The sequence below is a fragment of the Flagellimonas nanhaiensis genome (assembly GCF_003382275.1).
GTDB classification, from domain to species: Bacteria; Bacteroidota; Bacteroidia; order Flavobacteriales; family Flavobacteriaceae; genus Flagellimonas; species Flagellimonas nanhaiensis.
The window spans coordinates 535761-558498 of record NZ_QTJX01000001.1; the positions used below are offsets into that span (position 1 = coordinate 535761).

At 40.9% G+C, this 22738-nt stretch carries 25 protein-coding genes; 10 read left to right on the forward strand and 15 right to left on the reverse strand.

Annotated elements, in window-relative coordinates; all coding sequences use genetic code 11:
- Positions 1-26: 26 nt before the first annotated feature.
- The 4 genes from DX873_RS02540 to recF are packed head-to-tail and all read right to left on the reverse strand — an operon-like array spanning position 27 to position 2373.
- Positions 27-551, reverse strand: coding sequence for a GNAT family N-acetyltransferase (locus DX873_RS02540; protein ID WP_116182952.1), 525 nt, complete (start codon positions 549-551; stop codon positions 27-29).
- Positions 552-572: 21 nt separating this feature from the next.
- Positions 573-869 carry a DciA family protein gene (locus DX873_RS02545; protein ID WP_116182953.1) on the reverse strand — a complete coding sequence of 99 codons (297 nt, stop codon included), beginning with the start codon at positions 867-869 and terminating at the stop codon, positions 573-575.
- Entirely contained in the window at positions 869-1291 is a 423-nt protein-coding gene (locus DX873_RS02550; protein ID WP_116182954.1) for a hypothetical protein, read from the reverse strand. Before DX873_RS02550 ends, DX873_RS02545 begins: the two co-directional genes overlap by 1 nt.
- 2 nt (positions 1292-1293) lie before the next feature.
- A complete protein-coding gene (gene recF, locus DX873_RS02555; RefSeq protein ID WP_116183786.1) occupies positions 1294-2373 on the reverse strand; it encodes a DNA replication/repair protein RecF in 1080 nt (359 codons plus the stop codon).
- Positions 2374-2496: 123 nt separating this feature from the next.
- Here recF and DX873_RS02560 point away from each other — a divergent pair, with 123 nt between their 5' ends.
- From DX873_RS02560 to DX873_RS02590, 7 genes are all read left to right on the forward strand, one after another.
- A complete protein-coding gene (locus DX873_RS02560) occupies positions 2497-3258 on the forward strand; it encodes a tetratricopeptide repeat protein (protein ID WP_116182955.1) in 762 nt (253 codons plus the stop codon).
- A 3-nt stretch (positions 3259-3261) separates the two neighbouring features.
- Positions 3262-3747: a 6,7-dimethyl-8-ribityllumazine synthase gene (gene ribH / locus DX873_RS02565; protein ID WP_116182956.1), complete on the forward strand. Its 486-nt coding sequence runs from the start codon at positions 3262-3264 to the stop codon at positions 3745-3747.
- 115 nt (positions 3748-3862) lie between these two features.
- Positions 3863-4147 (forward strand): riboflavin synthase subunit beta, encoded by a 285-nt coding sequence (locus DX873_RS02570; RefSeq protein WP_116182957.1) that lies wholly within the window; start codon positions 3863-3865, stop codon positions 4145-4147.
- Positions 4147-5994 carry a DNA mismatch repair endonuclease MutL gene (gene mutL, locus DX873_RS02575; protein ID WP_116182958.1) on the forward strand — a complete coding sequence of 616 codons (1848 nt, stop codon included), beginning with the start codon at positions 4147-4149 and terminating at the stop codon, positions 5992-5994. Before DX873_RS02570 ends, mutL begins: the two co-directional genes overlap by 1 nt.
- Positions 5995-6792, forward strand: coding sequence for a rhomboid family intramembrane serine protease (locus DX873_RS02580; RefSeq protein ID WP_116182959.1), 798 nt, complete (start codon positions 5995-5997; stop codon positions 6790-6792).
- 3 nt (positions 6793-6795) lie between these two features.
- The gene (locus tag DX873_RS02585; protein WP_116182960.1) at positions 6796-7659 is read left to right on the forward strand and encodes a rhomboid family intramembrane serine protease; all 864 of its coding nucleotides are present in this window, start codon (positions 6796-6798) and stop codon (positions 7657-7659) included.
- A gap of 3 nt (positions 7660-7662) precedes the next feature.
- On the forward strand, positions 7663-8697 hold the full coding sequence (locus tag DX873_RS02590; protein WP_116182961.1) for an endonuclease/exonuclease/phosphatase family protein: 1035 nt from the start codon (positions 7663-7665) through the stop codon (positions 8695-8697).
- Here the strand turns inward: DX873_RS02590 and DX873_RS02595 are convergent.
- The 11 genes from DX873_RS02595 to udk all read right to left on the reverse strand — a co-directional run bounded on the left by DX873_RS02595 (position 8686) and on the right by udk (position 19015).
- Positions 8686-8994 (reverse strand): DUF6122 family protein, encoded by a 309-nt coding sequence (locus DX873_RS02595; protein ID WP_116182962.1) that lies wholly within the window; start codon positions 8992-8994, stop codon positions 8686-8688. The genes DX873_RS02590 and DX873_RS02595 overlap by 12 nt on opposite strands.
- A complete protein-coding gene (locus DX873_RS02600) occupies positions 8987-9619 on the reverse strand; it encodes a WbqC family protein (protein ID WP_116183787.1) in 633 nt (210 codons plus the stop codon). The genes DX873_RS02595 and DX873_RS02600 overlap by 8 nt, the downstream gene beginning before the upstream one ends.
- Before the next feature lie 37 nt (positions 9620-9656).
- Positions 9657-11399 (reverse strand): signal peptidase I, encoded by a 1743-nt coding sequence (gene lepB / locus DX873_RS02605; protein ID WP_116182963.1) that lies wholly within the window; start codon positions 11397-11399, stop codon positions 9657-9659.
- A gap of 39 nt (positions 11400-11438) precedes the next feature.
- Positions 11439-12149, reverse strand: coding sequence for a 4-hydroxy-tetrahydrodipicolinate reductase (gene dapB, locus DX873_RS02610; protein ID WP_116182964.1), 711 nt, complete (start codon positions 12147-12149; stop codon positions 11439-11441).
- A gap of 3 nt (positions 12150-12152) precedes the next feature.
- On the reverse strand, positions 12153-12803 hold the full coding sequence (locus DX873_RS02615) for a DUF5683 domain-containing protein (protein ID WP_232520837.1): 651 nt from the start codon (positions 12801-12803) through the stop codon (positions 12153-12155).
- Entirely contained in the window at positions 12796-13707 is a 912-nt protein-coding gene (locus DX873_RS02620) for a ParB/RepB/Spo0J family partition protein (RefSeq protein WP_116182965.1), read from the reverse strand. Before DX873_RS02620 ends, DX873_RS02615 begins: the two co-directional genes overlap by 8 nt.
- A complete protein-coding gene (locus DX873_RS02625; RefSeq protein ID WP_116182966.1) occupies positions 13708-14481 on the reverse strand; it encodes a ParA family protein in 774 nt (257 codons plus the stop codon). It lies immediately after the preceding gene.
- Positions 14482-14616: 135 nt separating this feature from the next.
- Positions 14617-16689, reverse strand: a complete 2073-nt coding sequence (scpA, locus tag DX873_RS02630; protein WP_116182967.1) for a methylmalonyl-CoA mutase — start codon at positions 16687-16689, stop codon at positions 14617-14619.
- The gene (locus DX873_RS02635) at positions 16682-18079 is read right to left on the reverse strand and encodes a methylmalonyl-CoA mutase subunit beta (protein ID WP_116182968.1); all 1398 of its coding nucleotides are present in this window, start codon (positions 18077-18079) and stop codon (positions 16682-16684) included. The genes scpA and DX873_RS02635 overlap by 8 nt, the downstream gene beginning before the upstream one ends.
- Positions 18072-18404 carry an FtsB family cell division protein gene (locus DX873_RS02640; protein ID WP_116182969.1) on the reverse strand — a complete coding sequence of 111 codons (333 nt, stop codon included), beginning with the start codon at positions 18402-18404 and terminating at the stop codon, positions 18072-18074. Before DX873_RS02640 ends, DX873_RS02635 begins: the two co-directional genes overlap by 8 nt.
- Positions 18405-18406: 2 nt before the next feature.
- Entirely contained in the window at positions 18407-19015 is a 609-nt protein-coding gene (gene udk / locus DX873_RS02645; RefSeq protein WP_116182970.1) for a uridine kinase, read from the reverse strand.
- Positions 19016-19192: 177 nt separating this feature from the next.
- On the opposite strand from udk, the gene DX873_RS02650 reads away from it, so the two are divergent.
- Genes DX873_RS02650 through DX873_RS02660 form a run of 3 tightly spaced genes read left to right on the forward strand, consistent with a single transcriptional unit; the run spans position 19193 to position 22690 of the window.
- The gene (locus tag DX873_RS02650) at positions 19193-19693 is read left to right on the forward strand and encodes an acyl-CoA carboxylase biotin carboxyl carrier protein subunit (RefSeq protein ID WP_116182971.1); all 501 of its coding nucleotides are present in this window, start codon (positions 19193-19195) and stop codon (positions 19691-19693) included.
- A 7-nt stretch (positions 19694-19700) separates the two neighbouring features.
- Positions 19701-21143, forward strand: a complete 1443-nt coding sequence (gene accC / locus DX873_RS02655) for an acetyl-CoA carboxylase biotin carboxylase subunit (RefSeq protein WP_116182972.1) — start codon at positions 19701-19703, stop codon at positions 21141-21143.
- Positions 21144-21148: 5 nt separating this feature from the next.
- On the forward strand, positions 21149-22690 hold the full coding sequence (locus tag DX873_RS02660) for an acyl-CoA carboxylase subunit beta (RefSeq protein WP_116182973.1): 1542 nt from the start codon (positions 21149-21151) through the stop codon (positions 22688-22690).
- Positions 22691-22738 lie beyond the last annotated feature (48 nt).

The window sequence follows — 22738 nt, forward strand, 5'->3', positions numbered from 1 at the left end:
AACAAAAAATCAATACAAAAAGCCGCTCATTTAGAGTGGCTTTTTTTGTTTGTGTACAGAAGTAGTTCTTCACGGGAACCAGCAGGTTTTATGGTTCCACTTCCATTGAACCCCAGCTTCTCAAGAAGTCGTTGTGATCGTTGGTTTTCAGAGGTGGTAATCCCAAGTATGGGATTTATTTTGAGATGATTCACTCCATAATGTATCATTGCTTTGGAAGCTTCATACATAAATCCTTGCCCTTCAAATTGCGGAAGTAACGCAAATCCAATATCCGGACTTTCCAAATAGGTTCGTTTTAAAAAACCACATACACCAATGGGTTCTAGAGATTGCTTCAAGCAAATTTTATAAAGTCCATATCCATTTTCCTTATACGAACGAATAAGGTTGGAAGTGATATAGGCCACAGCCTGCCGTTCAGTTTTTACTCCGCGATCACCAATAAACTTTAACCACGTAGGGCTGTTCAATAAGGACTTGAAGAATTTTGCATCCTCAACCACAGCCTCAGCAACTAAAAGCCTTTCTGTTTTTAGGACTTCTTTCAAAATAATCTGGCGTTCTTTCGGTTACCGTAATACTAACTTCTTGATCAATTCCCTTCCCAGCTCTTCATTCATCATGGCGATAATCTTGGTTTTTCCAAGACTTAGTTCTTCACGCAAAACCGAAGACGAAAGAGATACAAATAGGGTTTCATTTCTAAGTTCAACTGAGCTGGTATAGTTGTTTACCCCATTTCCCATTAATTTGGCCCAAGCCTCTTTGGCATCCACTTTATCCATGCCCTTCTGGAGCTTGTTCTCCGCAATAAACTCTTTTAATGCATCACTCAGGGGAATATGGGAGTTGTTTCGCTTTGCCATTATTTTGGTATTGAAATAGGTTGGAAACGTTTGTAGGAGTATTTTAGGCCTTCTTGGTTGACCACAGAAAAAGAAAGAGAGTCCAATTGCGTTAGTTTTTCTTCCCATTCATTGTTCCCATTCTTGTAACGCAAAGTAATACTGCCATTTTGATTGTGCACCGCTAAAACCTCTGAATCGTTATTTGTAGTGTAGGTTCCATCAAACTTGGGCTGTACTTTTTTTCGAAACCCCTTTTCATTCTCCAAGTAAATAAAATCAATGTTGGGGTTGACCTTATATTGTTTTTCGTTTCCATCAGGAAATTCAACGGTATTGATTTCCCAATATCCATTTAGAAAATGGAGGTCGGAGGTTGAAACAGACTCCTCTTTGCATCCCCAGACCATTAAAAAAACTAGAAAAAAGGAAACGTGCTTCATGATTACAAGGTAAAGATTTTATAGCTCTGATGAATGCTTTTTACCACACTTTCAGTTCGTTGCGCATGAGTGTCACTAATAAAGATTTGACCAAAATTTTCGTTTTCAACCAAGGAAACAATCTGAGACACCCTGCTTTCGTCCAATTTATCAAAGATGTCATCCAGCAACAAGATAGGCGTGTTTTTCGCCAGTTCTTTGATAAAGTGAAACTGTGCCAGTTTAAGTGCAATTAGAAATGATTTTTGCTGTCCTTGGCTGCCAAACTTTTTTATAGGATGTCCTGCTATAGTAAAACTCAGATCATCTTTATGAATCCCTGTGCTGGTATATTGCAGCGCTCTGTCTTTTTCGAGGTTAGACTCTAGCAGTTCCAACAAAGAGGAATGGGTGAGTTGGCTTTCATAGGCCAACATAATCTGCTCGTCTTTTTCGGCTATATGGGCATACTGTTCCTTGAATATAGGCACAAATGCATCGATAAAGGCAATTCTCTTTTTATGGATTTCCGTTCCAAGATTATGCAATTGCTCATTATAGATGGCTAGCGTATCTGGATCAAATGTGTTGTTGGCCACAAAGTACTTTAGCAATGAATTTCGCTGTACCAATACTTTGTTGTATTTGATCAAAGACTGTAGATAACCCTTGTCCGATTGGGAAATTACCCCATCCATAAACTTTCTCCGGGTTTCACTGCCTTCCAAAATCAGATCGCGATCAGATGGAGATATGATCACCAGGGGCAAAAAACCAATATGTTCCGAGAATTTTTCGTAGGCCTTACCGTTTCGCTTAATGACCTTTTTGGTCCCTTTTTTAAAACTGCAAACGATTTTTTCGGTTTTGCCTTCCTTTTCAAATTCGCCTTCAACCACAAAAAAATCGGTATTGTGCTTTATGTTTTGGGTGGACACCGGATTAAAGTAACTTTTGCCAAAACATAGGTGGTAAATGGCATCCAAAACATTGGTTTTGCCCACTCCATTATCGCCCACAAGACAATTGATCACTGGGTCGAACTCCATTACTTTTGAGTCGAAATTCTTGTAATTAACTAAAGATAAATGTCTTAAAAACATAGAAAGCTTGAGAAAAAGTGGCTTTTCAGGTTTGGGAACCAATTAAGGATTCCAAAAATAACGAATAAATTGCCTTTTGGTTTTGGATAAAAACTTTATTTTTGCGCGACCAATTCAATGACGATGGCAACATACAAGAAGAGAGGCTATAAACCCAAAAACAAAGCAGAAGAGGCCCAACTAGAAGAAATGGAAAGTACAACGGCAGAAGTGTTCAGTACTTTGGATGAGAGCGCTTCTAAGACCGAGGCCTGGGTTCAAAAGAACCAAAATTATATTTTGGGAGTTATTGGAGCCATTGCTGTAGGGGTTCTAGGCTACTTGGCCTACAACCAGTTCATACAAAAGCCGAAGGAAGCCTCAGCGGCCAACGAGCTTTTCTATCCGCAGCAATATTTTGATCAAGCTTTGGCAAGTGAAACCGAAAAGGATTCTTTGTTTACCCTAGCTTTGAATGGTGCCGAAGGAAAGTTTGGTTTTTTGGATATCATTGAAGAATATAAAGGTACCAAAGCGGCCAATTTGGCTCAGTATTCAGCGGGAATGACCTATTTGAACCTTCAGCAATATGATGAGGCTATTGCCCATTTGGAAGACTTTTCTTCAGATGATGCCGTGTTGGGCGCAATGGCAAAAGGCGGAATAGGAGATGCCTTTTCGCAATTGAACCAACAAGAGGATGCGCTGGAGTATTATGAAAAGGCCATTGCACATGGAGCCAATGAATTTGCAACACCAAAATTCCTGTATAAGGCCGGAGTGGTTGCATTGGATTTGGGACAAAAGGACAAAGCTTTGAGCTTCTTTGAAAAGATTAAGCAAGATTATCCTAAATCTCCGGAAGGCGTTGGAATCGATGCCTTGATCGGATTGGCCCAAAACTAAACCATGGCCACAGAAAACAAGAATCTTTCTGTTTACGATAAATCAAAAATCCCAAACGCGGAAAAACTGCGGTTTGGGATTGTTGTTTCTGAATGGAACGACACTATTACCGAACCACTTTTTCAAGGAGCGTTTAATGCCTTAGTTGATTGTGGTGCTCTTCAAGAGAATATAGTGAGGTGGAATGTTCCAGGTAGCTTTGAACTTGTCCATGGCTGTAAAAAAATGATTACTTCCCAAGACCTAGATGCCATTGTTGCGATTGGAAGCGTAATTCGTGGGGAAACAAGTCATTTCGATTTTGTTTGTGGTGCAGCGGCCCAAGGGATCAAAGACCTGAACCTGGCCTATGATGTCCCTGTAATATTTTGTGTCTTGACAGACGATACTCTGCAACAGGCCATAGATCGTAGCGGGGGCAAACATGGAAACAAAGGAACGGAAGCCGCCATTGCTGCAATAAAAATGGCAACATTGGGCAACATCTAAGCCACCCTTTTAAAACTTATCTTCTACAGAATTCTGTGTTAACATTTTTTGGGAACGCACGCGAATCCTTTTTTTCAATTTTGAGTACCTTTGAGTTTACACCGAAAAGGAACCCATGCGAAATCCGCTAAAACTTAAGAAGAACAAATCCTTTAGTTATTCACCACGTTATTATAAAGGTGAGGGTAATCCTTATAAAATAGAACACAAACTAGATAAATTCAGAACTACCGCACATACAAAAAGAGGAATCAAAAATAAGTTTACCTCGGCAATGGAGGATCTTAAGACCGAAGGTGATAAAAACTTACGACTTCGATTTCTGATTATTGTGGGCATTTTGGTGCTATTGTTCCTTTTTGTAATAGACTTTGATTTATCGATATTCCTGAATCCCTAATGGCCGACATCATTAAATTATTACCAGACCATGTCGCAAATCAAATAGCTGCAGGGGAAGTGGTCCAACGCCCAGCTTCGGTGGTCAAGGAATTGCTTGAGAATGCTATTGATGCTGGATCTACCAGCATAAAATTGATTGTTAAGGATAGCGGTAAAGCCCTCATCCAGGTGGTGGACAATGGAGTGGGAATGAGTGAAACGGATGCTAGACTGTCCTTTGAACGGCATGCTACCTCCAAGATTTCAACAGCTCAGGATCTTTTCAATTTAAACACAAAGGGTTTTCGGGGAGAAGCTTTGGCGTCCATTGCTGCTATTGCGCATGTGGACATGCAGACCCGCACTGAAAACAATGAAGTGGGCACACATATTAAGATTGAAGGAAGTAAAATAGTAGCTCAGGAGGCAGTTGCCACGCCAAAAGGAACTTCAATTGCCGTTAAGAACCTTTTTTTCAATATTCCGGCGCGACGTAATTTTTTAAAGTCGAATCAAGTAGAGTTACGTCATATTACCGACGAATTTCACCGGGTTGCCCTGGTACATCCAGATATAGAATTTCATTTCTACAATAACGGGTCGGAAATCTTTAACCTGCCCAGGGCCAAACATCGCCAGCGAATTGTTCATGTATTTGGCAGCCGGATGGATGAAAGATTGGTTCCTGTTACCGAAGAGACCGAAGTGGTAAAAGTAACAGGCTTCATCTGCAAACCTGAATTTGCCAAGAAGAGTAGGGGCGAACAGTTTTTCTTTGCCAATAATCGCTTTATAAAGAGCCCGTATTTGCATCATGCCGTAGTCTCTGCTTTTGAAGGGTTGATAAAATCGGATATGTATCCAGGATATTTTTTGTTTCTGGATGTGGATCCTTCATCCATTGATATCAATATTCATCCTACCAAGACCGAAGTGAAATTTGATGACGAAAATACCATGTACGCTATACTTAGGTCGACTATAAAGCATAGCTTGGGACAATTCAATGTGGCACCAGTGTTGGATTTTGAACATGATCCAAATATGGATACTCCCTATGCTTTTAAGGGAAAAGAGGCGGTATTGCCGCATGTTACGGTCGATTCATCCTTTAATCCATTTCAGGAGACTACTGAGAATACGAAGCATACAGACTCTTACCGAAAGGTGAGTGCCAAAGGTTGGGAAAATCTGTACGAAGGTCTTGACAAGGAAGCCGATGTGGAAGCCTTCAGTAGTTTGATCATAGAATCCGAGGAACAGGTGCAGGGGTCCATTTATTCAGAGGATGAATCCCAGGAGCATTTAGCAAGTACTTTTCAGCTGAGACGAAAATATGTAGTGAGCACCGTGAAATCAGGAATGTTGGTAATTCATCAGAATAGGGCCCACGAACGTATCCTTTTTGAAAAGTTTTTAAGTGAAATTACAGTTAAAGAAGGGGTAAGCCAGCAGCTGTTGTTTCCTTTAGAACTTAGTTTTAACAAACAAGAATTGGGTATTTTGAAAGAAATCCAGGAAAGTCTGACAAATATTGGGTTTGCTTTTGAGAGTTTGGAAGAGGAGACTGTAAAAGTGACAGGTGTCCCCTTGATGGTTCCAGAAAGTGGAATTGGCACGGTATTGGACCGTTTGATTTCGGATTACAAAGAAGGTTTTTCAGAAGGTTCATTTTCGCAAGCTGAGGTGTTGTCCAAGGCGCTTTCAAAAAACTTGGCCATTAAAACCGGGGAACATTTAGATCAGGAATCCCAGTTGGCCCTGGTGAACAATTTATTTGCTTGTAAGGAGCCTACTTTGAGTCCATCTCAAAAATTAACGTATACGATCATCTCCGAAGGAGATATAGATAAAAAATTTAATTAAATGGGTAGATTGACCGAAGCGGTAAAACATTTGTTGATCATCAACGTAATTCTGTTTTTCGCTACAAATCTTTATGGGGAACAAATGTACCAATGGTTATCCCTATGGTTTCCCAAAAACGATAACTTTCAGTGGTGGCAAGTAATCAGCCATATGTTCATGCATGGCGGTCTCATGCATATTGTGTTCAACATGTACGCTTTATGGGCATTTGGTACCCCGCTGGAACGTGTTTGGGGGAGAAATAAGTTTTTATTCTTTTACTTTTCAGCCGGATTGGGATCGGCATTGTTGCATACGGGCGTAAACTATTATTACATTCAAGAAGCATATAATGGAATCAGCGGTTTTATCTCCAAGGAAGTTTTTTATGAGATTTTAAATGTTGATAGTCAAATTGGAAACCAATTTGTCGGACAGAAATTCTTTGAAAATGCTTCCAAGGTCTTGACCACAAAGGGAATCGATCCCAGTTTTTTGACTTTGGATTTTGAATCGGTCTTTGAAGCGCACACAAGCCTTAAAATTCCTGCAGTTGGAGCTTCAGGGGCCATATACGGTATTTTGGTTGCCTTTGCTTTCATGTATTCCGAAGCAAAATTGATGTTGATATTTTTACCGATTCCCATAAAAGCAAAATATTTTGTACCACTATTGATCGCAGTGGATCTTATATTTGGAATTGGGAATGTGAATACAGGTGTGGCCCACTTTGCACATATTGGAGGTGCTTTGATTGGGTTTATTATGATGTGGTATTGGAAAAGGAACCAGTTTAATAATAATCGCTGGGATTAATTTATGGCCAGAGGAGGATTACAATACTATTTTGCACAACTTGGCATTGCTGAAAAGCTGATAGCGATCAATGTCCTGATATTTATTCTGGATGGACTTTCCTTGGCATTGTTGGGATATTCCGTTTCGCAATGGTTCCATCTTCCCAAGGACCTTATGGAATTTATAGGACAGCCATGGTCATTGGTCACCTATTCCTTTTTCCATGCTGGAATTGGACATATTTTCTGGAATATGCTCATGCTATATTTCACAGGACAAATTTTTTTGAATCTTTTTGATAATAAACGATTCCTAAGTGTGTACTTCTTAGGGGTCATTGTTGGGGGAATTGTCTTTTTGGGAAGCTACAACCTTTTTCCAACCCTTCTTGAAACCAATACAGCTCTGATAGGAGCCTCCGCCGGGGTTACTGCGGTACTTATCTTTATCTGTGCGTACATCCCTAACCAAGAAGTTAGAATCATATTTTTTAACGTGAAGTTGTGGTATGTAGGGGCATTTTTTGTTCTCGTGGACCTAATCCAAATTCCCTATGGAGGAAACGTGGGAGGAAGATTGGCTCATCTTGGAGGAGCTTTGCTTGGATATGTTTATGCCAGACAATTGCTGAACGGAAAAGATATCGGCTCTGGTTTTTCAAGAGTTTTGGATTCAATGGCACAATGGTTTAAACCTAGGGAGAAAAAAGCGCCCATGCGAACAGTGTATAGAAAAGATAAGGCCAAAAAGAACCCTAGGGACTATGACAAAGAAGCTCGCCAACGCAAAATAGATACAATTCTGGATAAAATAAGCAAATCTGGTTACGAGAGCTTATCAAAGGCTGAAAAGGATTTTTTGTTCAAGGCAGGTAAAGAGGATTGATATATGAAAAAACTTTCCTTATTCAATAAGGTTATTTTCTTTTTAAATAGTTTTTTTGTGCTGGTTACTTTGGTATCTGTGGTGGTTCCCTTTGTTCCTGTAACCAACATGCCTACACTATCAATATTGAGTTTGGTTGTTCCGGTTTTGATTCTTATCCACGCGTTTTTCATAGTTTACTGGTTATTAAGAAGAAAAAAACAGTTTTTATTATCTGCATTAATAGTAATTCTCTGGTATTTTACCCTTGGCCCGTTTTATCAATTTTCCAATATAGGTAGTGAGAAAAACTTGAAAAAGGGCAATCTATCGATGATGTCTTTTAATGTTAGGAGTTTTAATAAATACGGTTGGATAGCAAATTCAGAATTAGATAATGAAATTATTTCCCTTGTTAAACAAAGCAATCCAGATATTATTTGTTTTCAGGAGTTTAGCATTATTAAAATAAAAGAATTTGATGATTATGACTATAGTTTTAAAACTCCTGATGGTACAAACAAGTCTTTCCAAACAATTTTTTCCAAGTTTCCCATAATAAAAGGAGAGTCTTTAAATTTCCCTAACTCCATAAATAATGGAATATTTGTCGATATCCTTTTCCAACAAGACACGGTAAGAGTATATAATATTCATTTGCAATCCTTTAGTATTGTTCCAGAAATAAATACGATTAAGACTGAGGAGTCCTCAAAATTATTTGCAAAATCAAGAAGGGTCATGTTGAAGCAATATGAACAGGCAAATCTTATCCGGGAAAACATGGAACAGACCCATCACAAAAAAATCCTGGCGGGGGATTTCAACAATACCCAATATTCAAATGTATATCGAAAGATTAAAGGCGATATGCAGGATTCCTATTTTAAAAAAGGCAAAGGTTTTGGTCGCACCTACAATCTTTTGGGCTTTCCGATCAGGATAGACTATATATTGGCCGATCCTGAGTTTGAAATACTTTCCCATCAAAATTTCAACGAAAAGCTTTCCGACCATTATCCTGTAATGGCCACACTCCGGCTTAACTCAAATCAGTAGGCAATCCGATACGTCTGCAATAATATGGATGATCAAGGCCAGACCTATAATACGGGTTTTTGAGAAGAAGGGAAGGATGGCGTAAACCAAAATGGCCCAATAACTGTGTAAAGGATGGAAGCCAATGCTGCACCTATTGGGGTCAAATAGAGGGTCAGCTAGAAAATGATCTACATCAATTATAATTCCTGCAAGTAGCACTAAAGCCACTTTTAATCTATTTTCCTTAAAAAACAGGAAGGCAATAAGAATTGGAACCAAAAAGTGGATGCCATAATGAACAAAGTGCCTATACATTCAGAAAACTCAAAGGTTGGCGTCTTAAGTAATCCAGAGAGTTTGTTCCCTCATTAAAAAGAAGGTCCAGTACACTCAAATCAGGAAGGTACCCATGTCTTTCCTCGAATACTTGGGAATAGGGATCAAAATCGGTGTGGATTTGTTTTTTAGCGTCGACCAGAAAGCGACCATCCAACATATCTTCCCTAACAGGTTCATAGCTTTCGGTTTCATCCCTTGGAATTTGAATTCCCAGACATTCGCCCAAAACTTGCATTGCTTGCAGGTTAAATTGGTATAGGGATGTTTCCGGACCTTCAAAAAGTGGTTTTAGGTCATCCTCGTAAAATTCAAAAAAAGGGGAAGTTCTGTAAGCAGTCTCCAAGGTACGCCAATGGATTTTCTTCCATTTGGATTCATTTTCCATTTCAACTTCTGAGTATTTTTGACGTCCCTCATTCCCACCAACATGTTTAATGGGAATGTTCAGCATATGTTTGCCTTGGTCGGTACAAATATAGCAGCGGTTTCGATAGGTCTGTTTCTGGAAATTGTCATGGGCTTCCCATATAACATCGTGCTGGACTATGGCTGAAAAAGCAGCTATGCTCGGAAAATATGTAGGATGAAGCAGTACTTTCAATAGATGGTCTTTTGAGCAAGGAAACGGCTTTAATTTATTAAGCTTGTTTCTTTTTTCTTTTTTTTCGGATAAAATCAAAAGCAAACCATGCTACTATCGCAGCAACAAAATACCAACGGTACGAAACAGGTTCTCCACTTCCTCCCACGGTGGTAAATACACGCTCCCATCTTGGCTTCCATTTGGCCAACCCTTCATTGAAGTTATCAAAACTCATCCAAAGGAAAACAGGTTTTCCCAAGATGTGGTCGGCAGGAACATAGCCCCAGGTCCTACTATCTTCAGAATGGTCCCTGTTGTCACCCATCATCCAATAATAATCTTGTTTAAAGGTATAGGAATCGGCTTCTTCGTCATTGATGAAAACCTTTTGCCCCCTTACCTTAACATCGTTATGCTCGTAATCTCTTATGATTTTTTTATAGAGAGGAATTGTTCGGTGATTGATTTCAACTGTTGCTCCGGCTTGGGGGATATAAATGGGCCCGAAGTTGTCGTTGTTCCAAGGATATAAATTGGGTTTTTGTGGAAACATCCCTGCATAAACACCTTTAGGTTCATTGGTTCTGACAACGGAGTCGATGTCTGAACTTGACCTAAGTTTTTCCGCAATTTCATCCGTAAGATTGGCTATTCTTGATCTAGGTTTTTCCTCGGTCAAAGAAAGCCTCAATTGCCGTATAACTTCCACGGGAAACCCCTTTTCTTGGGTAATCAATTGCACCTTTCCATCTGTCGTCCTGTTTGCACCAATCATATATGGAGCAAGAGCATTGTATTGATTTTGGGTTAGGTTACCAGAGATATAGGTCCTTAGATAATCTGAAGCATCAACTTCTGCCAGCAACCTACTGGACACTCCTTTTTGGGAGTAGATATTATAGTTGTACATGACTTTGGCCCTATCGGAAAGTTGTAGTTGCTTACCATTGATATGGACAAAACCATCAATAACTGCTAGAGAATCACCCGGAGTTCCAACGCATCGTTTTACGTAATTTGATTTTTTGTCGATGGGTTTTTTGACAGGCTTTTGTGCTTTAAAAAACTGATACAAAGTATCAGAGGGCAAGCTAAAGACCACAATATCATTTTTCTTCACCTCTTGAAAACCAGGTAAGCGCAAGTAAGGCAGTTGTAATTTGTTGATCCATGAAGTTTTTGCAGTTGCTGGATCAACATCGGCCAAATAGGACCTTTTCTTAAGCCCAGGAATGGTGTCATGTACCATTGGAGCGGCCAGGGTTGTCATAGGAACCCGAGCACCATAATGAAATTTGCTTACGAACAGGAAATCGCCCACACGTAGGGTGCGCTCCAAGGAACCTGTTGGAATTACGTAAGGTTGAATAAAATATGTATGGACAAAAGTCGCAGCAACTATGGCGAAAACAATGGAGCTTACCCATTCTCCCAAACCTGTCCGTGGTTTAAGGCTTCGATCTTCAATATAATTGACATCCTGGGTATAGTTAATGTAATAGATATAAAAACCAAGGGTGAGTATTACCAACCAGGTATCCCAAAGCTTACTTTTTCCAAAGCTCCGAATAGTTTCAACCCATACTACTGGAAACATCAATAAATTGATGATGGGGAGGAACAGTAAGAGAATCCACCACCATGGACGGTTGATGATTTTCATTAAAACAACGCCATTATAAATGGGAATTGCAGCTTCCCATGCCTTTCTACCAGCCTTTACATAGAGTTTCCAGGTTCCCAAAAAATGGATTACCTGAATAATCAAGATAAAAATGATCCACTGTGTACCGTTCATATAAAAATTTCTTTGTTAGACTTCCCTATTGGGTTGTTGTTACGTTCTTTCACTCAAGTTTAACACGTCCCTCATGGAAAAAATACCTGTTTTTCCTTGAATCCATTCAGCAGCAATAACGGCTCCCAATGCAAATCCTTTACGGTTATGGGCCTCATGCTTGATTTCAATTTTGTCAACATCACTTTCATAAGAAACCGTATGGGTTCCCGGCACTGTGCCCTCACGCTTTGATGTAATTGGTATGGAATGCTTTCCAGTACTTTCCATTTGCCAATCTTGGTAGGTGGTGTGCTCAATGATGCCTTCGGCCAAAGTAATGGCGGTACCACTTGGAGCATCCAACTTTTGGGTATGATGTATTTCCTCCATGGAAACATTGTATTGTTCCAAGTTGGACATCATTTTTGCCAAATAGGCGTTCAGTTCAAAAAAGATATTCACTCCCAAACTAAAGTTGGAAGCATAGATGAGCGCACCTTGTTTTTCTTTACAAAGTTCAACTACTTGGTCATATTGGGCCAGCCATCCCGTAGTGCCGGAAATTATAGGCACGCTGTTTTTAATTGATGCTGTGATATTATTAAATGCTGCATCAGGTGTACTGAAATCAATGGCAACATCCATTTCAGAAAAATTGATGTGTTTTGTGTCAACATCTACTTTGGCCACTATGTTGTGTCCTCTCTGCAGAGCAAGTTGCTCTATCATTTTTCCCATTTTACCATATCCGAAGAGACCAATGTTCATATGCTAAAATTTTACGACCAGGGCCATACCATAATTTGGCCTGTTGGTCAAAGGGTTCAAGTCCAAATAGGGTTTAAAGTCCACTGCCAAGTCGTCGTCTACATTATATTGTTTCAAATGGGCATCAACGTTGGCATCAATAATGTTGAGTGCATACATGGCAATAGTAATCAATAGCGCCAAGTCGCGATCACGTTGCCTGGCCTCTTGGGCGTCTTGCAATGCTTCCAATGCAATATCGGGACCAACACCATCTCCATTGATGTCGTAGAATTCATCGTCGGTAAATCCTGCCCGTCTTCTTTTGAACGCGTCCCTGGCTTTTCTGTATTCGGTATTGTTGAAAGAGTACACGTATATGCCGGTTCCAATGGCTCCATAGACCAAAGGTACTTTCCAATAGCGTTTGTTATAAATCTGCCCCAATCCTGGAAAAACAGCGGAATAAAAAGCTGCTTTGCTGGGAGCCAACGGGTTTATTCTTTTCTTTTTGTATGTTACTTCTTCTAGGGTAATGCCTTTGCCCTCCAAATTTTGGGCGAGGGAATCAATTTCAGCCGGATGTTGTTGCTCCTCTTCCCTTTTTTCTTCTTGGGAGATACCGAGGTGCAGACACAACAAGGAAAAGAACAGCAACCAAGGGTTTTTACTCACCTGTCAACATTTTTTTAATGCGCTGAAACTCTTCTTTGGAATGAAAGGGAATCACAATTTTTCCTTTTCCATTGGGTGAAGCCGTAATGTCCACTTTAGTGGAAAGATGTTTTTTGAGTGCATCTATACCTTTGGATACAAAACCAGGAATCTCTTTTGTTCCGTTTTGGGATTTGCCAGAATCCGTGTCACCTTTCTGCTCTTTGTAGGCTTTTACCAAGCGTTCGGTTTCCCTAACAGAGAGTCCATCAGAAACCACCTTCTCATAAATCCCGATCTGTTCTTTTTTCTTCTCTATGTTTATAAGGGCCCTTCCATGTCCCATGCTGATGAAACCATCTCGCATGCCAGTCTGGATAATGGGGTGCAATTTTAGAAGACGGATATAATTGGTAATCGTAGACCGTTTTTTTCCTACGCGATCACTTAGTTTTTCTTGGGTTATCTTAATTTCATCTATAAGCCGTTGGTAGGACAATGCAATTTCAATGGGGTCTAGGTCTTGCCGTTGAATGTTTTCCACTAAGGCCATTTCCAACGATTCTTGGTCATTGGCAATACGGATATAGGCCGGAATGGTTTCCAAGCCTACGAGTTTGGAGGCTCTGAACCGTCGTTCTCCCGATACAAGTTGGAATTTATTGAAATCCAACTTCCTTACGGTTATGGGTTGAATAATGCCCAGCTCCCTAATGGAACTTGCGAGCTCTTCTAGAGCTTCGTCATTAAAATTGGAGCGTGGTTGAAAGGGATTCACCTCAATGGCCGAAAGTTCCAGTTCAACTACATTTCCAATGACCTTATCCGCATTTTTATCGGAAACCGATTTTATATCGTTCTCGGGATCCTTCAATAGTGCGGACAGACCTCTTCCTAAAGCCTGTTTCTTGGTTGCTTTCGCCATTTAAACTTTCTCCTTGTTTTTCTTCAATATTTCATTGGCCAAGTTCAGATAGTTGGAGGCGCCTTTACTGCTGGCATCATATTTTATGATGCTTTCCCCGTAACTTGGAGCTTCACTTAGCCTAACGTTTCGTTGGATGATGGTATCAAAAACCATATCCGCAAAGTGTTTCTTTACTTCTTCAACCACTTGGTTGGAAAGTCTTAACCTGGAATCGTACATGGTAAGCAACATGCCTTCTATATCCAGGTCGTTGTTATGTATTTTTTGTACACTTTTGACCGTGTTCAATAGTTTGCCAAGACCTTCCAAAGCAAAATACTCACATTGAATCGGTATCATTACCGAATCGGCCGCAGTGAGCGCGTTTAATGTCAATAGCCCTAGGGATGGGGCACAATCAATCAAAATATAGTCATAACGGTCGCCCAGGTTTGCCAAGGCTTCTTTCAACATGTACTCCCTGTTGTCCTTGTCCACCAATTCAATTTCAATGGCAACAAGGTCTATGTGGGCGGGAATCAAGTCTACATTTGGGGAGTCTGTTTGCATAATGACCTCATCAACATGCATGGTATGTTCCAAAAGCTGATAGGTTCCCTTTTCCACACTGTCCACATCTATCCCCAAACCAGAGGTTGCATTTGCTTGGGGGTCAGCATCAATTAACAGCACCTTTTTTTCAAGCACGCCAAGAGATGCCGCAAGGTTTACGGTAGTAGTGGTCTTGCCCACACCACCCTTTTGGTTTGCGATAGCAATAATCTTGCCCATTTCATAGTAAGTTAGGTGCTAAAAATACGATTATTTAAGACGCCAAAAAATGTATTTTGTTAACAGGAAGTGAATAACCCCACTATTCCCCGTTAAAGAAAGTTAAAGTAATATTTATTGAATCGTTAAGACGGATTATTCAGTCAAAATTCTTAGAATTTCTATAGCAGCATCGCTGATTTTGGTTCCGGGTCCAAACACAGCTCCTGCACCATTTTGAAACAGATGCTCGTAGTCCTGTTTTGGGATTACCCCACCTACAATGACCAGAATATCTTGTCTGTTGTATTTCTTCAGTTCTTGTACCACTTCCGGAACAAGGGTCTTGTGTCCACCTGCCAAAGATGAAATTCCCAATACGTGCACGTCATTTTCAACGGCTTGTTTGGCTACTTCGGAAGGAGTCTGGAACAATGCCCCTATATCCACATCAAAACCAAGGTCGGCGTATCCTGTTGCAACTACTTTGGCTCCTCTGTCATGACCATCCTGTCCCATTTTGGCCACCATAATCCGTGGCCTCCTACCTTCTTGTTCAGCAAACTCATCGGCCATTTTTCGGGCCTTTTCAAAACTTTCGTCGTTTTTAATTTCTTTGGAATACACTCCGGTAAATGATTGAATTTTTGCGCGATAACGTCCAAATGCACTTTCCATGGCATCACTGATCTCACCCAATGTAGCCCGTGCCTTGGCTGCTTTTACAGCTAAAGCTAATAAATTTTCATGGTCAGATCCATTAGCCATAGCATTTTTGGAAGCCGTTTGTATTTCGTTTAGAACTTTCTGTACCTCGTCATTGTTTCTGGTCGACCTTATTTGCTGCAGCCTTTGCATTTGTTGCTGCCGCACTTTAGCGTTATCGACCTCCAGAATCTGCAGTTCATCCTCATTGTCGAGCTGATATTTGTTCACCCCTACAATGGTATCTTGGCCACTATCTATTCTTGCTTGTTTTTTAGCTGCTGCCTCTTCTATGCGCATCTTTGGAATACCGGCCTCTATGGCTTTGGTCATTCCCCCTAATTTTTCAACTTCTTCAATAAGTTTCCAGGCGTCCGCAGCAATCTGATCGGTTAGTTTTTCTACAAAATGGCTTCCTGCCCAAGGATCTACGGTCTTGGTAATGTGGGTCTCCTGTTGCAGATAAATCTGAGTATTTCGTGCAATACGGGCAGAAAAATCAGTAGGCAACGCGATGGCTTCGTCCAAAGCATTGGTATGGAGACTCTGCGTTCCCCCAAATGCCGCGGCCATAGCTTCAATGGTGGTTCTGGCCACATTGTTGAACGGATCTTGCTCGGTTAAACTCCATCCACTGGTTTGGCTATGTGTACGGAGCATTAGGGATTTTTCGTTTTGAGGTTCAAATTGCTTCACCAACTTGGCCCATAACATTCTACCGGCCCTCATTTTAGCGATTTCTGAAAAATGGTTCATACCAATTCCCCAGAAAAAGGAAAGTCTAGGTGCGAATTCATCAATTTTTAACCCGGCCTTTATTCCTGTCCGGATATATTCAATACCATCTGCCAAAGTATAGGCGAGCTCCATGGCTGCAGGTGCTCCCGCTTCGTGCATATGGTATCCAGAAATACTGATACTATTGAATCGGGGCATATTTTTGCTGGTAAACTCAAAAATATCGGCAACGATTTGCATAGAGGGAGTAGGAGGGTAGATATAGGTGTTTCTAACCATGAACTCCTTTAAGATGTCATTTTGAATGGTCCCAGACAATTTTTCCATGGGGACACCCTGCTCCTCCGCTGCAACAATGTAAAAAGCCATTATTGGGATAACGGCCCCGTTCATGGTCATGGAAACCGACATTTGATCTAGAGGAATACCATCAAATAAGATTTTCATGTCCTCTACAGAATCAATGGCCACTCCAGCCTTTCCTACATCACCTACCACACGTTCATTGTCAGAATCGTATCCGCGGTGGGTGGGCAGGTCAAAGGCTACCGAAAGCCCTTTTTGTCCGGCAGCAAGGTTTCTTCGGTAAAAGGCGTTACTTTCTTCTGCCGTAGAAAAACCTGCATACTGTCTGATAGTCCATGGCCTACGGACATACATGGTAGAATAGGGACCTCTAAGAAAGGGAGGGATTCCCGAAGCAAAGTTTTCATGCCCCACCTCAATGGTCTGTTTTTTATTTGGTTCTTTGGTCAATGCCAACTGTTGAAGGTCTTTTCTACTCATCGCTCAATCTTTTTTGTTCCAAGGTTTCTGCCAATCTTTTTTCGATAACAGGCACCAAAAGGGTTTTTCTGGGTTGATTTTTCACAAATGGATAAAGCTCCATATTGTCTTTCATCTTATCCAAGGGATTTTGGAACTTGTTGGTTCCGAGCAGAATTATTTTTTCCTCATCAAAGAGTTGTTGCTCCTTGGAGGCAACCTCATTGATCTTTTGTTGGATGGCTCCTTTTTTTAGGGCATCCAAGAACCCTCCGGATGCTTCAATTTGTTTGAATAGGTCCAGCGCTTTTTCCGCGAGTTGTTTGGTAAGTGATTCAACGTAATAGGAACCCTCGGAGATGGAAGCAGCTGATTCAAAATATCCTTCTTCCTTTAGTAATAGCAATTGGTTTCGGGCTATCCGTTCCCCAAATTCATTGTCTTTGTGGTAGATGGCGTCATAGGACAGGTTTGAAACGGTGTCCGCTCCCCCTAGGACTGCCGACATACATTCGGAAGTAGTCCGAAGCAGATTCACATTATAATCGTACAACGTTTTGTTCCTTTTGGAAGGGGTGCCCAAAATATGGCACTTGGTTTCAATTCCGTATCCTTTGCATAAGCTTTCCCAGAGCCAACGCAGCGCTCTCAGCTTGGCTATTTCAAAGAAATAGTTGCTTCCTACGGAAACTTTAAAGGTGATGGGGCAAGAGTTGGCTGTACCATTAGAATCTGATGTCGAAAAATGATTTAGATATTCGTTGGCATGGGCTAAGGCATAAGCTAATTGTTGAACCATGCTACCCCCAGCATTTTGATACAGGGACAAATCAACGGCCATTATATTGATATCTTCTCTATTGGCGGCAAGTTGCGTGATTTCTTCAAGGGTGCGATGATCTTGCTCCAAATTGTGGTACCAGTTTCCACTTCTTGCCAAATTTCCGATGATGTCAATGTTTAGATAGGCTTGGGCACCTTTTCCATCAAGAAAGGTCAAGAGATTTTTGATGGTATCAATCGCAAGGAATTCAAAATTGAAATGAAGGTTGATTTTTTTGAGATCAATTTTTGAAAGCAGCGCCTCAAAATCAATTTTTTCATCGGGGATTGTTATCACAAGACTTTCTACGCCTTTTTCCACAATCTCCCGAGCTTTTGTATTGGCTTTTTGCGCATCACCAGCATAGATGGATTGTCCTATTTGCCACGAGGCTTTTTCTGGAAGGTCAAAGGTCTTAAGTCCATTTAGGTCTTCGGAATTGTAGAAAGGCTTCACTTTGATTCCTTCCAAGGATTCCCAGACCAGGGCTTCATTGTAATCTGCACCCTTAAGGTCAAACTGGATCTTTTGTTTCCATTGTTTCGTGGAAACTTCAGAAAATTCGTTAAATAAACCGGGGTTACTCATTTTTTTTGTTCTTTATACTGTCTTCGTATTCTATTAGAAAAATCTCTTCGTTTTCTTTTTTCATGTAATACTTTTCGCGGGCCAACTTTTCAAGTTCATCCTCACTCGACATTTTTTCCAGGATTTTCTTGTCCTTTTCTATTTCACCTTGAAGAAATTCCTTTTGTTTTTCCAGCTTATTGATTTCTTTGCCCAACTCCATATGTATCAACAGGGAATTAGTATCAAAAAAGGCCATCCAAATTGCAAAAATGGTCAGGACCAAAACGTACATGTTGGTCATTAACTTGAACCATTTTTTATTTCTCAATTCCTTTAATCCCATGGTTAGACCAATTTATTGTTGATAATGGTCCTTACTATATCCACCGCAACCGTGTTATAATGGTTGTTGGGTATTATGATGTCGGCAAATTCTTTTGAAGGCTCAATGAATTGTTCGTGCATTGGTTTTACCGCTGTTTGGTATCGGGTAAGAACTTTTTGAAGGTCGTGCCCCCGTTCTTTGATATCCCTTTGCAAACGTCTGATCAATCTCTCATCGGAATCCGCGTGCACAAAAATCTTAATATCGAACATATCCCTAAGCTTGGGATTGCTGAGCACCAAAATACCCTCTACGATCATAACTTTACGGGGAGGTGTATGGATGGTTTCTTCCAATCGGGTCTCTTCAACAAAAGAATAAATGGGTTTATTAATGGTCTTGCCCTGCCGCAATTGTTCCAGATGGGAGATGAGTAGCTCAAAATCAATGGAATTGGGGTGGTCAAAGTTAACTTTTGCCCGTTCCTCTTTGGTCATATGGGAGAGGTCGTTGTAGTATGAATCCTGTGAGATGACACATACTTCATTTTCGGGCAATTGGTCTACGATTTGGTTGACCACAGTGGTTTTTCCACAGCCGGTCCCCCCGGCAATCCCTATAATCAGCATAACGATTATTTTAATCCCAAAAGTAAACATTTGGTAAGATTTGAGCTTGTCAATCTTGGTGCATAGTTAGGCATGATAATCTTTTCAAGGAATGACCTTTGTCATAATCCGCTAAAGTTAATGGGGGTAGTTTTGCTTGGAATATTAGCTTTAACCGTATATTTAGCAGGATAACCTATGTCAACAAATTTTATGGAAAAATCCTTTAGAATCCAGGTAGATGAGGACTTGGATTTTCAACTTTCCGAAGATGAAATTTCTAAACTGGACCTTATCAGAACAGGTGATGACAGCTTCCATTTACTTAAGGATGGAACGTCTTACCATGTAAAAATTGTAAAAGCTGATTTTTCAAATCGGTTGTATACTTTAAGTATCAACGGAAATGAACATCAGGCTACTATTAAGACCCCTTTGGACGAACTTATCAATGAGATGGGTTTTGCCTCCAATGGCTCCAAGAACATCGACTCTATTTCTGCTCCTATGCCAGGATTGATCCTGGATATTTCCGTAGAGGAAGGACAGGAAGTGAAGGATGACGATCAATTAATGGTCCTTGAGGCCATGAAAATGGAGAATATCATTACTTCTCCAAGAAATGGTACTATCAAAAAAATAGCCGTAAAGCAAGGCGATGCGGTGGAAAAAGCACAATTATTGATCGAATTTGAATAAGGAACAGATGAAAAAAATATTGATTGCCAACCGAGGAGAAATAGCCATACGTGTTATGAAAACCGCTAAAAAAATGGGCATACGCACCGTAGCGGTATTTTCCACAGCAGACAGGAATGCACCCCATGTCAGATTTGCCGATGAGGCAGTTTGTATTGGAGAGGCACCTTCAAACCAATCGTATCTGCGCGGCGACAAGATTATAGAAGAGGCAAAAAAGCTTCAGGTTGATGGGATACACCCAGGCTATGGTTTTTTGAGTGAAAACGCTGATTTTGCCGAAGCAGTTGAAAAAAACGGATTGACCTTTATTGGACCTAAATCCAAAGCAATACGCATAATGGGAAGTAAGTTGGCCGCCAAGGAAGCGGTAAAAGAATACGATATTCCCATGGTGCCCGGTATTGATGAGGCCATTACAGATGTGAAAAAAGCGCATGAAATCGCTAATGAGATAGGCTATCCTGTCCTGATTAAGGCCTCTGCCGGTGGTGGAGGAAAAGGGATGCGTGTTGTAGAAAAAGAAGAAGATTTGGAATCTGGAATGGAACGGGCCATTAGTGAGGCAACATCAGCATTTGGTGATGGCTCCGTATTTGTTGAAAAATACGTGACCTCGCCGAGGCATATTGAGGTTCAGGTAATGGCAGATACCCATGGCAACGTACTCCACTTTTTTGAACGTGAGTGTAGCGTTCAAAGAAGGCACCAAAAAGTTGTTGAAGAAGCTCCATCCTCTATTCTAACCCCAGAGCTTAGGGAAGAAATGGGAGTGGCAGCCACTAAAGTGGCCAAGGCTTGTGACTATGTTGGAGCAGGTACCGTGGAATTCCTTATGGATGCAGACCTTAATTTCTATTTCTTGGAAATGAACACAAGGCTTCAAGTAGAGCACCCTGTTACCGAAATGATTTCAGGAGTGGATCTTGTGGAGCTTCAGATAAAAGTGGCAAGGGGAGAAGAACTTCCATTGAAACAAGAGGATTTAAAAATCAACGGTCATGCAGTAGAGTTGAGAGTGTATGCGGAGGATCCTTTAAATAACTTCTTGCCCAGTGTAGGAAATTTGGAAACCTATCAACTTCCTGTCGGGGAAGGTATTCGGGTGGACAATGGTTTTGAAGAAGGGATGGACATTCCTATTTACTATGATCCCATGTTATCCAAGTTGATTACCTATGGTAAAACTCGCGAGGAGGCCATGGAATTGATGCTGGAAGCCATTCAGAATTACAAGATTGAAGGTGTACAGACAACTTTGCCCTTCGGTAGTTTTGTTTTTGCGCACGAAGCATTCCGATCTGGGAATTTTGACACCCATTTTGTGAAAAACTACTATTCTCCAGAAAACATTCAAGAAAAAAATGCCAAGGAAGCCGAAATAGTTTCGTTGATGGCATTGTACCAATATCTAGAAGACCAAAAAATAGTTCAAATACCCACAAACTGATTTCAATGGACAGCAAAATAAAAATTTTAGAAGACAAACTAGCCCAGGCACATTTGGGTGGTGGTGAAAAACGTATCGAAAAACAACACCAGAAAAAAAAGCTGACGGCCAGAGAACGTATCCTCTACTTTTTGGACGAGGGTTCCTTTGAAGAGATGGGAGCATTGGTCACGCATCGTACCACAGATTTTGGTATGGACAAGGAAGTCTATTATGGTGATGGTGTAATTACGGGCTATGGCACGGTCAATGGAAGATTGGTATACGTGTATGCCCAGGATTTCACGGTTTTTGGAGGTGCTTTGTCCGAAACACATGCGGAAAAAATCTGCAAGGTGATGGATTTGGCCATGAAAGTGGGAGCACCAATTGTGGGATTGAACGATTCTGGAGGTGCAAGAATCCAGGAAGGGGTAAAATCTTTAGGAGGCTATGCGGACATATTTTATAGAAACGTTCAAGCTTCTGGGGTTATTCCCCAGATATCAGCTGTAATGGGCCCCTGCGCCGGTGGAGCGGTATATTCCCCGGCCATGACGGATTTCATTGTTATGGTGGAAGGAACCAGCTATATGTTTGTCACGGGTCCAAACGTGGTTAAAACAGTGACCAATGAAGAGGTAACTTCTGATGAGTTGGGGGGTGCGAGTGCCCACGCCATTAAATCAGGTGTGGCCCATAAGACCTCTTCCAATGATGCGGCCTGTTTGGATGATATCAGACGGTTATTGGACTACTTGCCCCAAAACAATACTGAAACCCCAAAGCAAAAAGACTACGAGTTGGGAGAAGAAATTCGGGAGGAACTTTCAAGTATAGTACCTGACAATCCCAATAAGCCTTATGACATGCATGATGTTATTGATGGTATCATTGACAAGGATACTTTTTATGAGATCCATAAGGATTATGCAGAGAATATCATCGTTGGCTTTGCCAGATTGGGAGGAAGAAGTGTTGGTATTATAGCCAACCAACCCATGTTCCTAGCAGGCGTTCTAGGAGTTAAAAGTTCCCGAAAGGCGGCAAGATTTACCCGTTTCTGCGATGCCTTTAATATTCCTTTGTTGGTTTTGGTCGATGTACCCGGATTTTTACCAGGAACCGATCAGGAATGGAACGGAATTATTATGCACGGTGCCAAATTGTTGTATGCGCTTAGCGAAGCAACAGTACCAAGAGTAACTGTAATTACCCGTAAGGCATACGGAGGTGCTTATGACGTGATGAACTCCAAACACATTGGGGCAGATTTCAACTTTGCATGGCCAAGTGCAGAAATCGCGGTGATGGGTGCCAAAGGAGCGAGTGAAATTATCTTTAGACGTGAAATTGCTGCAGCAGATGACCCAGAAGCCAAATTGAAGGAAAAGGAAGCCGAGTATGCGGACAAATTTGCCAATCCGTACCGTGCTGCTAGACGTGGTTTTATCGATGAGGTAATTTTACCTAAAAACACTAGAAGAAAACTATTGAAGGCTTTTGCCATGCTAGAGAAAAAGCAGGTAAATGCGCCTAAAAAGAAACACGGAAACATTCCGTTGTAACTAAAACGTTTTCAGAAAAGAATTATAGAAAACATAACCATAATACTT

Coding starts and splice junctions, on each gene's coding strand:
- DX873_RS02545 (WP_116182953.1), bottom strand. CDS start 869: ATGGCAAAGCGAAACAACTCCCATATTCCCCTGAGTGATGCATTAAAA.
- DX873_RS02550 (WP_116182954.1), bottom strand. CDS start 1,291: ATGAAGCACGTTTCCTTTTTTCTAGTTTTTTTAATGGTCTGGGGATGC.
- recF (WP_116183786.1), bottom strand. CDS start 2,373: ATGTTTTTAAGACATTTATCTTTAGTTAATTACAAGAATTTCGACTCA.
- DX873_RS02560 (WP_116182955.1), top strand. CDS start 2,497: ATGGCAACATACAAGAAGAGAGGCTATAAACCCAAAAACAAAGCAGAA.
- ribH (WP_116182956.1), top strand. CDS start 3,262: ATGGCCACAGAAAACAAGAATCTTTCTGTTTACGATAAATCAAAAATC.
- DX873_RS02570 (WP_116182957.1), top strand. CDS start 3,863: ATGCGAAATCCGCTAAAACTTAAGAAGAACAAATCCTTTAGTTATTCA.
- mutL (WP_116182958.1), top strand. CDS start 4,147: ATGGCCGACATCATTAAATTATTACCAGACCATGTCGCAAATCAAATA.
- DX873_RS02580 (WP_116182959.1), top strand. CDS start 5,995: ATGGGTAGATTGACCGAAGCGGTAAAACATTTGTTGATCATCAACGTA.
- DX873_RS02585 (WP_116182960.1), top strand. CDS start 6,796: ATGGCCAGAGGAGGATTACAATACTATTTTGCACAACTTGGCATTGCT.
- DX873_RS02590 (WP_116182961.1), top strand. CDS start 7,663: ATGAAAAAACTTTCCTTATTCAATAAGGTTATTTTCTTTTTAAATAGT.
- DX873_RS02595 (WP_116182962.1), bottom strand. CDS start 8,994: ATGTATAGGCACTTTGTTCATTATGGCATCCACTTTTTGGTTCCAATT.
- lepB (WP_116182963.1), bottom strand. CDS start 11,399: ATGAACGGTACACAGTGGATCATTTTTATCTTGATTATTCAGGTAATC.
- dapB (WP_116182964.1), bottom strand. CDS start 12,149: ATGAACATTGGTCTCTTCGGATATGGTAAAATGGGAAAAATGATAGAG.
- DX873_RS02620 (WP_116182965.1), bottom strand. CDS start 13,707: ATGGCGAAAGCAACCAAGAAACAGGCTTTAGGAAGAGGTCTGTCCGCA.
- DX873_RS02625 (WP_116182966.1), bottom strand. CDS start 14,481: ATGGGCAAGATTATTGCTATCGCAAACCAAAAGGGTGGTGTGGGCAAG.
- scpA (WP_116182967.1), bottom strand. CDS start 16,689: ATGAGTAGAAAAGACCTTCAACAGTTGGCATTGACCAAAGAACCAAAT.
- DX873_RS02635 (WP_116182968.1), bottom strand. CDS start 18,079: ATGAGTAACCCCGGTTTATTTAACGAATTTTCTGAAGTTTCCACGAAA.
- DX873_RS02640 (WP_116182969.1), bottom strand. CDS start 18,404: ATGGGATTAAAGGAATTGAGAAATAAAAAATGGTTCAAGTTAATGACC.
- udk (WP_116182970.1), bottom strand. CDS start 19,015: ATGCTGATTATAGGGATTGCCGGGGGGACCGGCTGTGGAAAAACCACT.
- DX873_RS02650 (WP_116182971.1), top strand. CDS start 19,193: ATGTCAACAAATTTTATGGAAAAATCCTTTAGAATCCAGGTAGATGAG.
- accC (WP_116182972.1), top strand. CDS start 19,701: ATGAAAAAAATATTGATTGCCAACCGAGGAGAAATAGCCATACGTGTT.
- DX873_RS02660 (WP_116182973.1), top strand. CDS start 21,149: ATGGACAGCAAAATAAAAATTTTAGAAGACAAACTAGCCCAGGCACAT.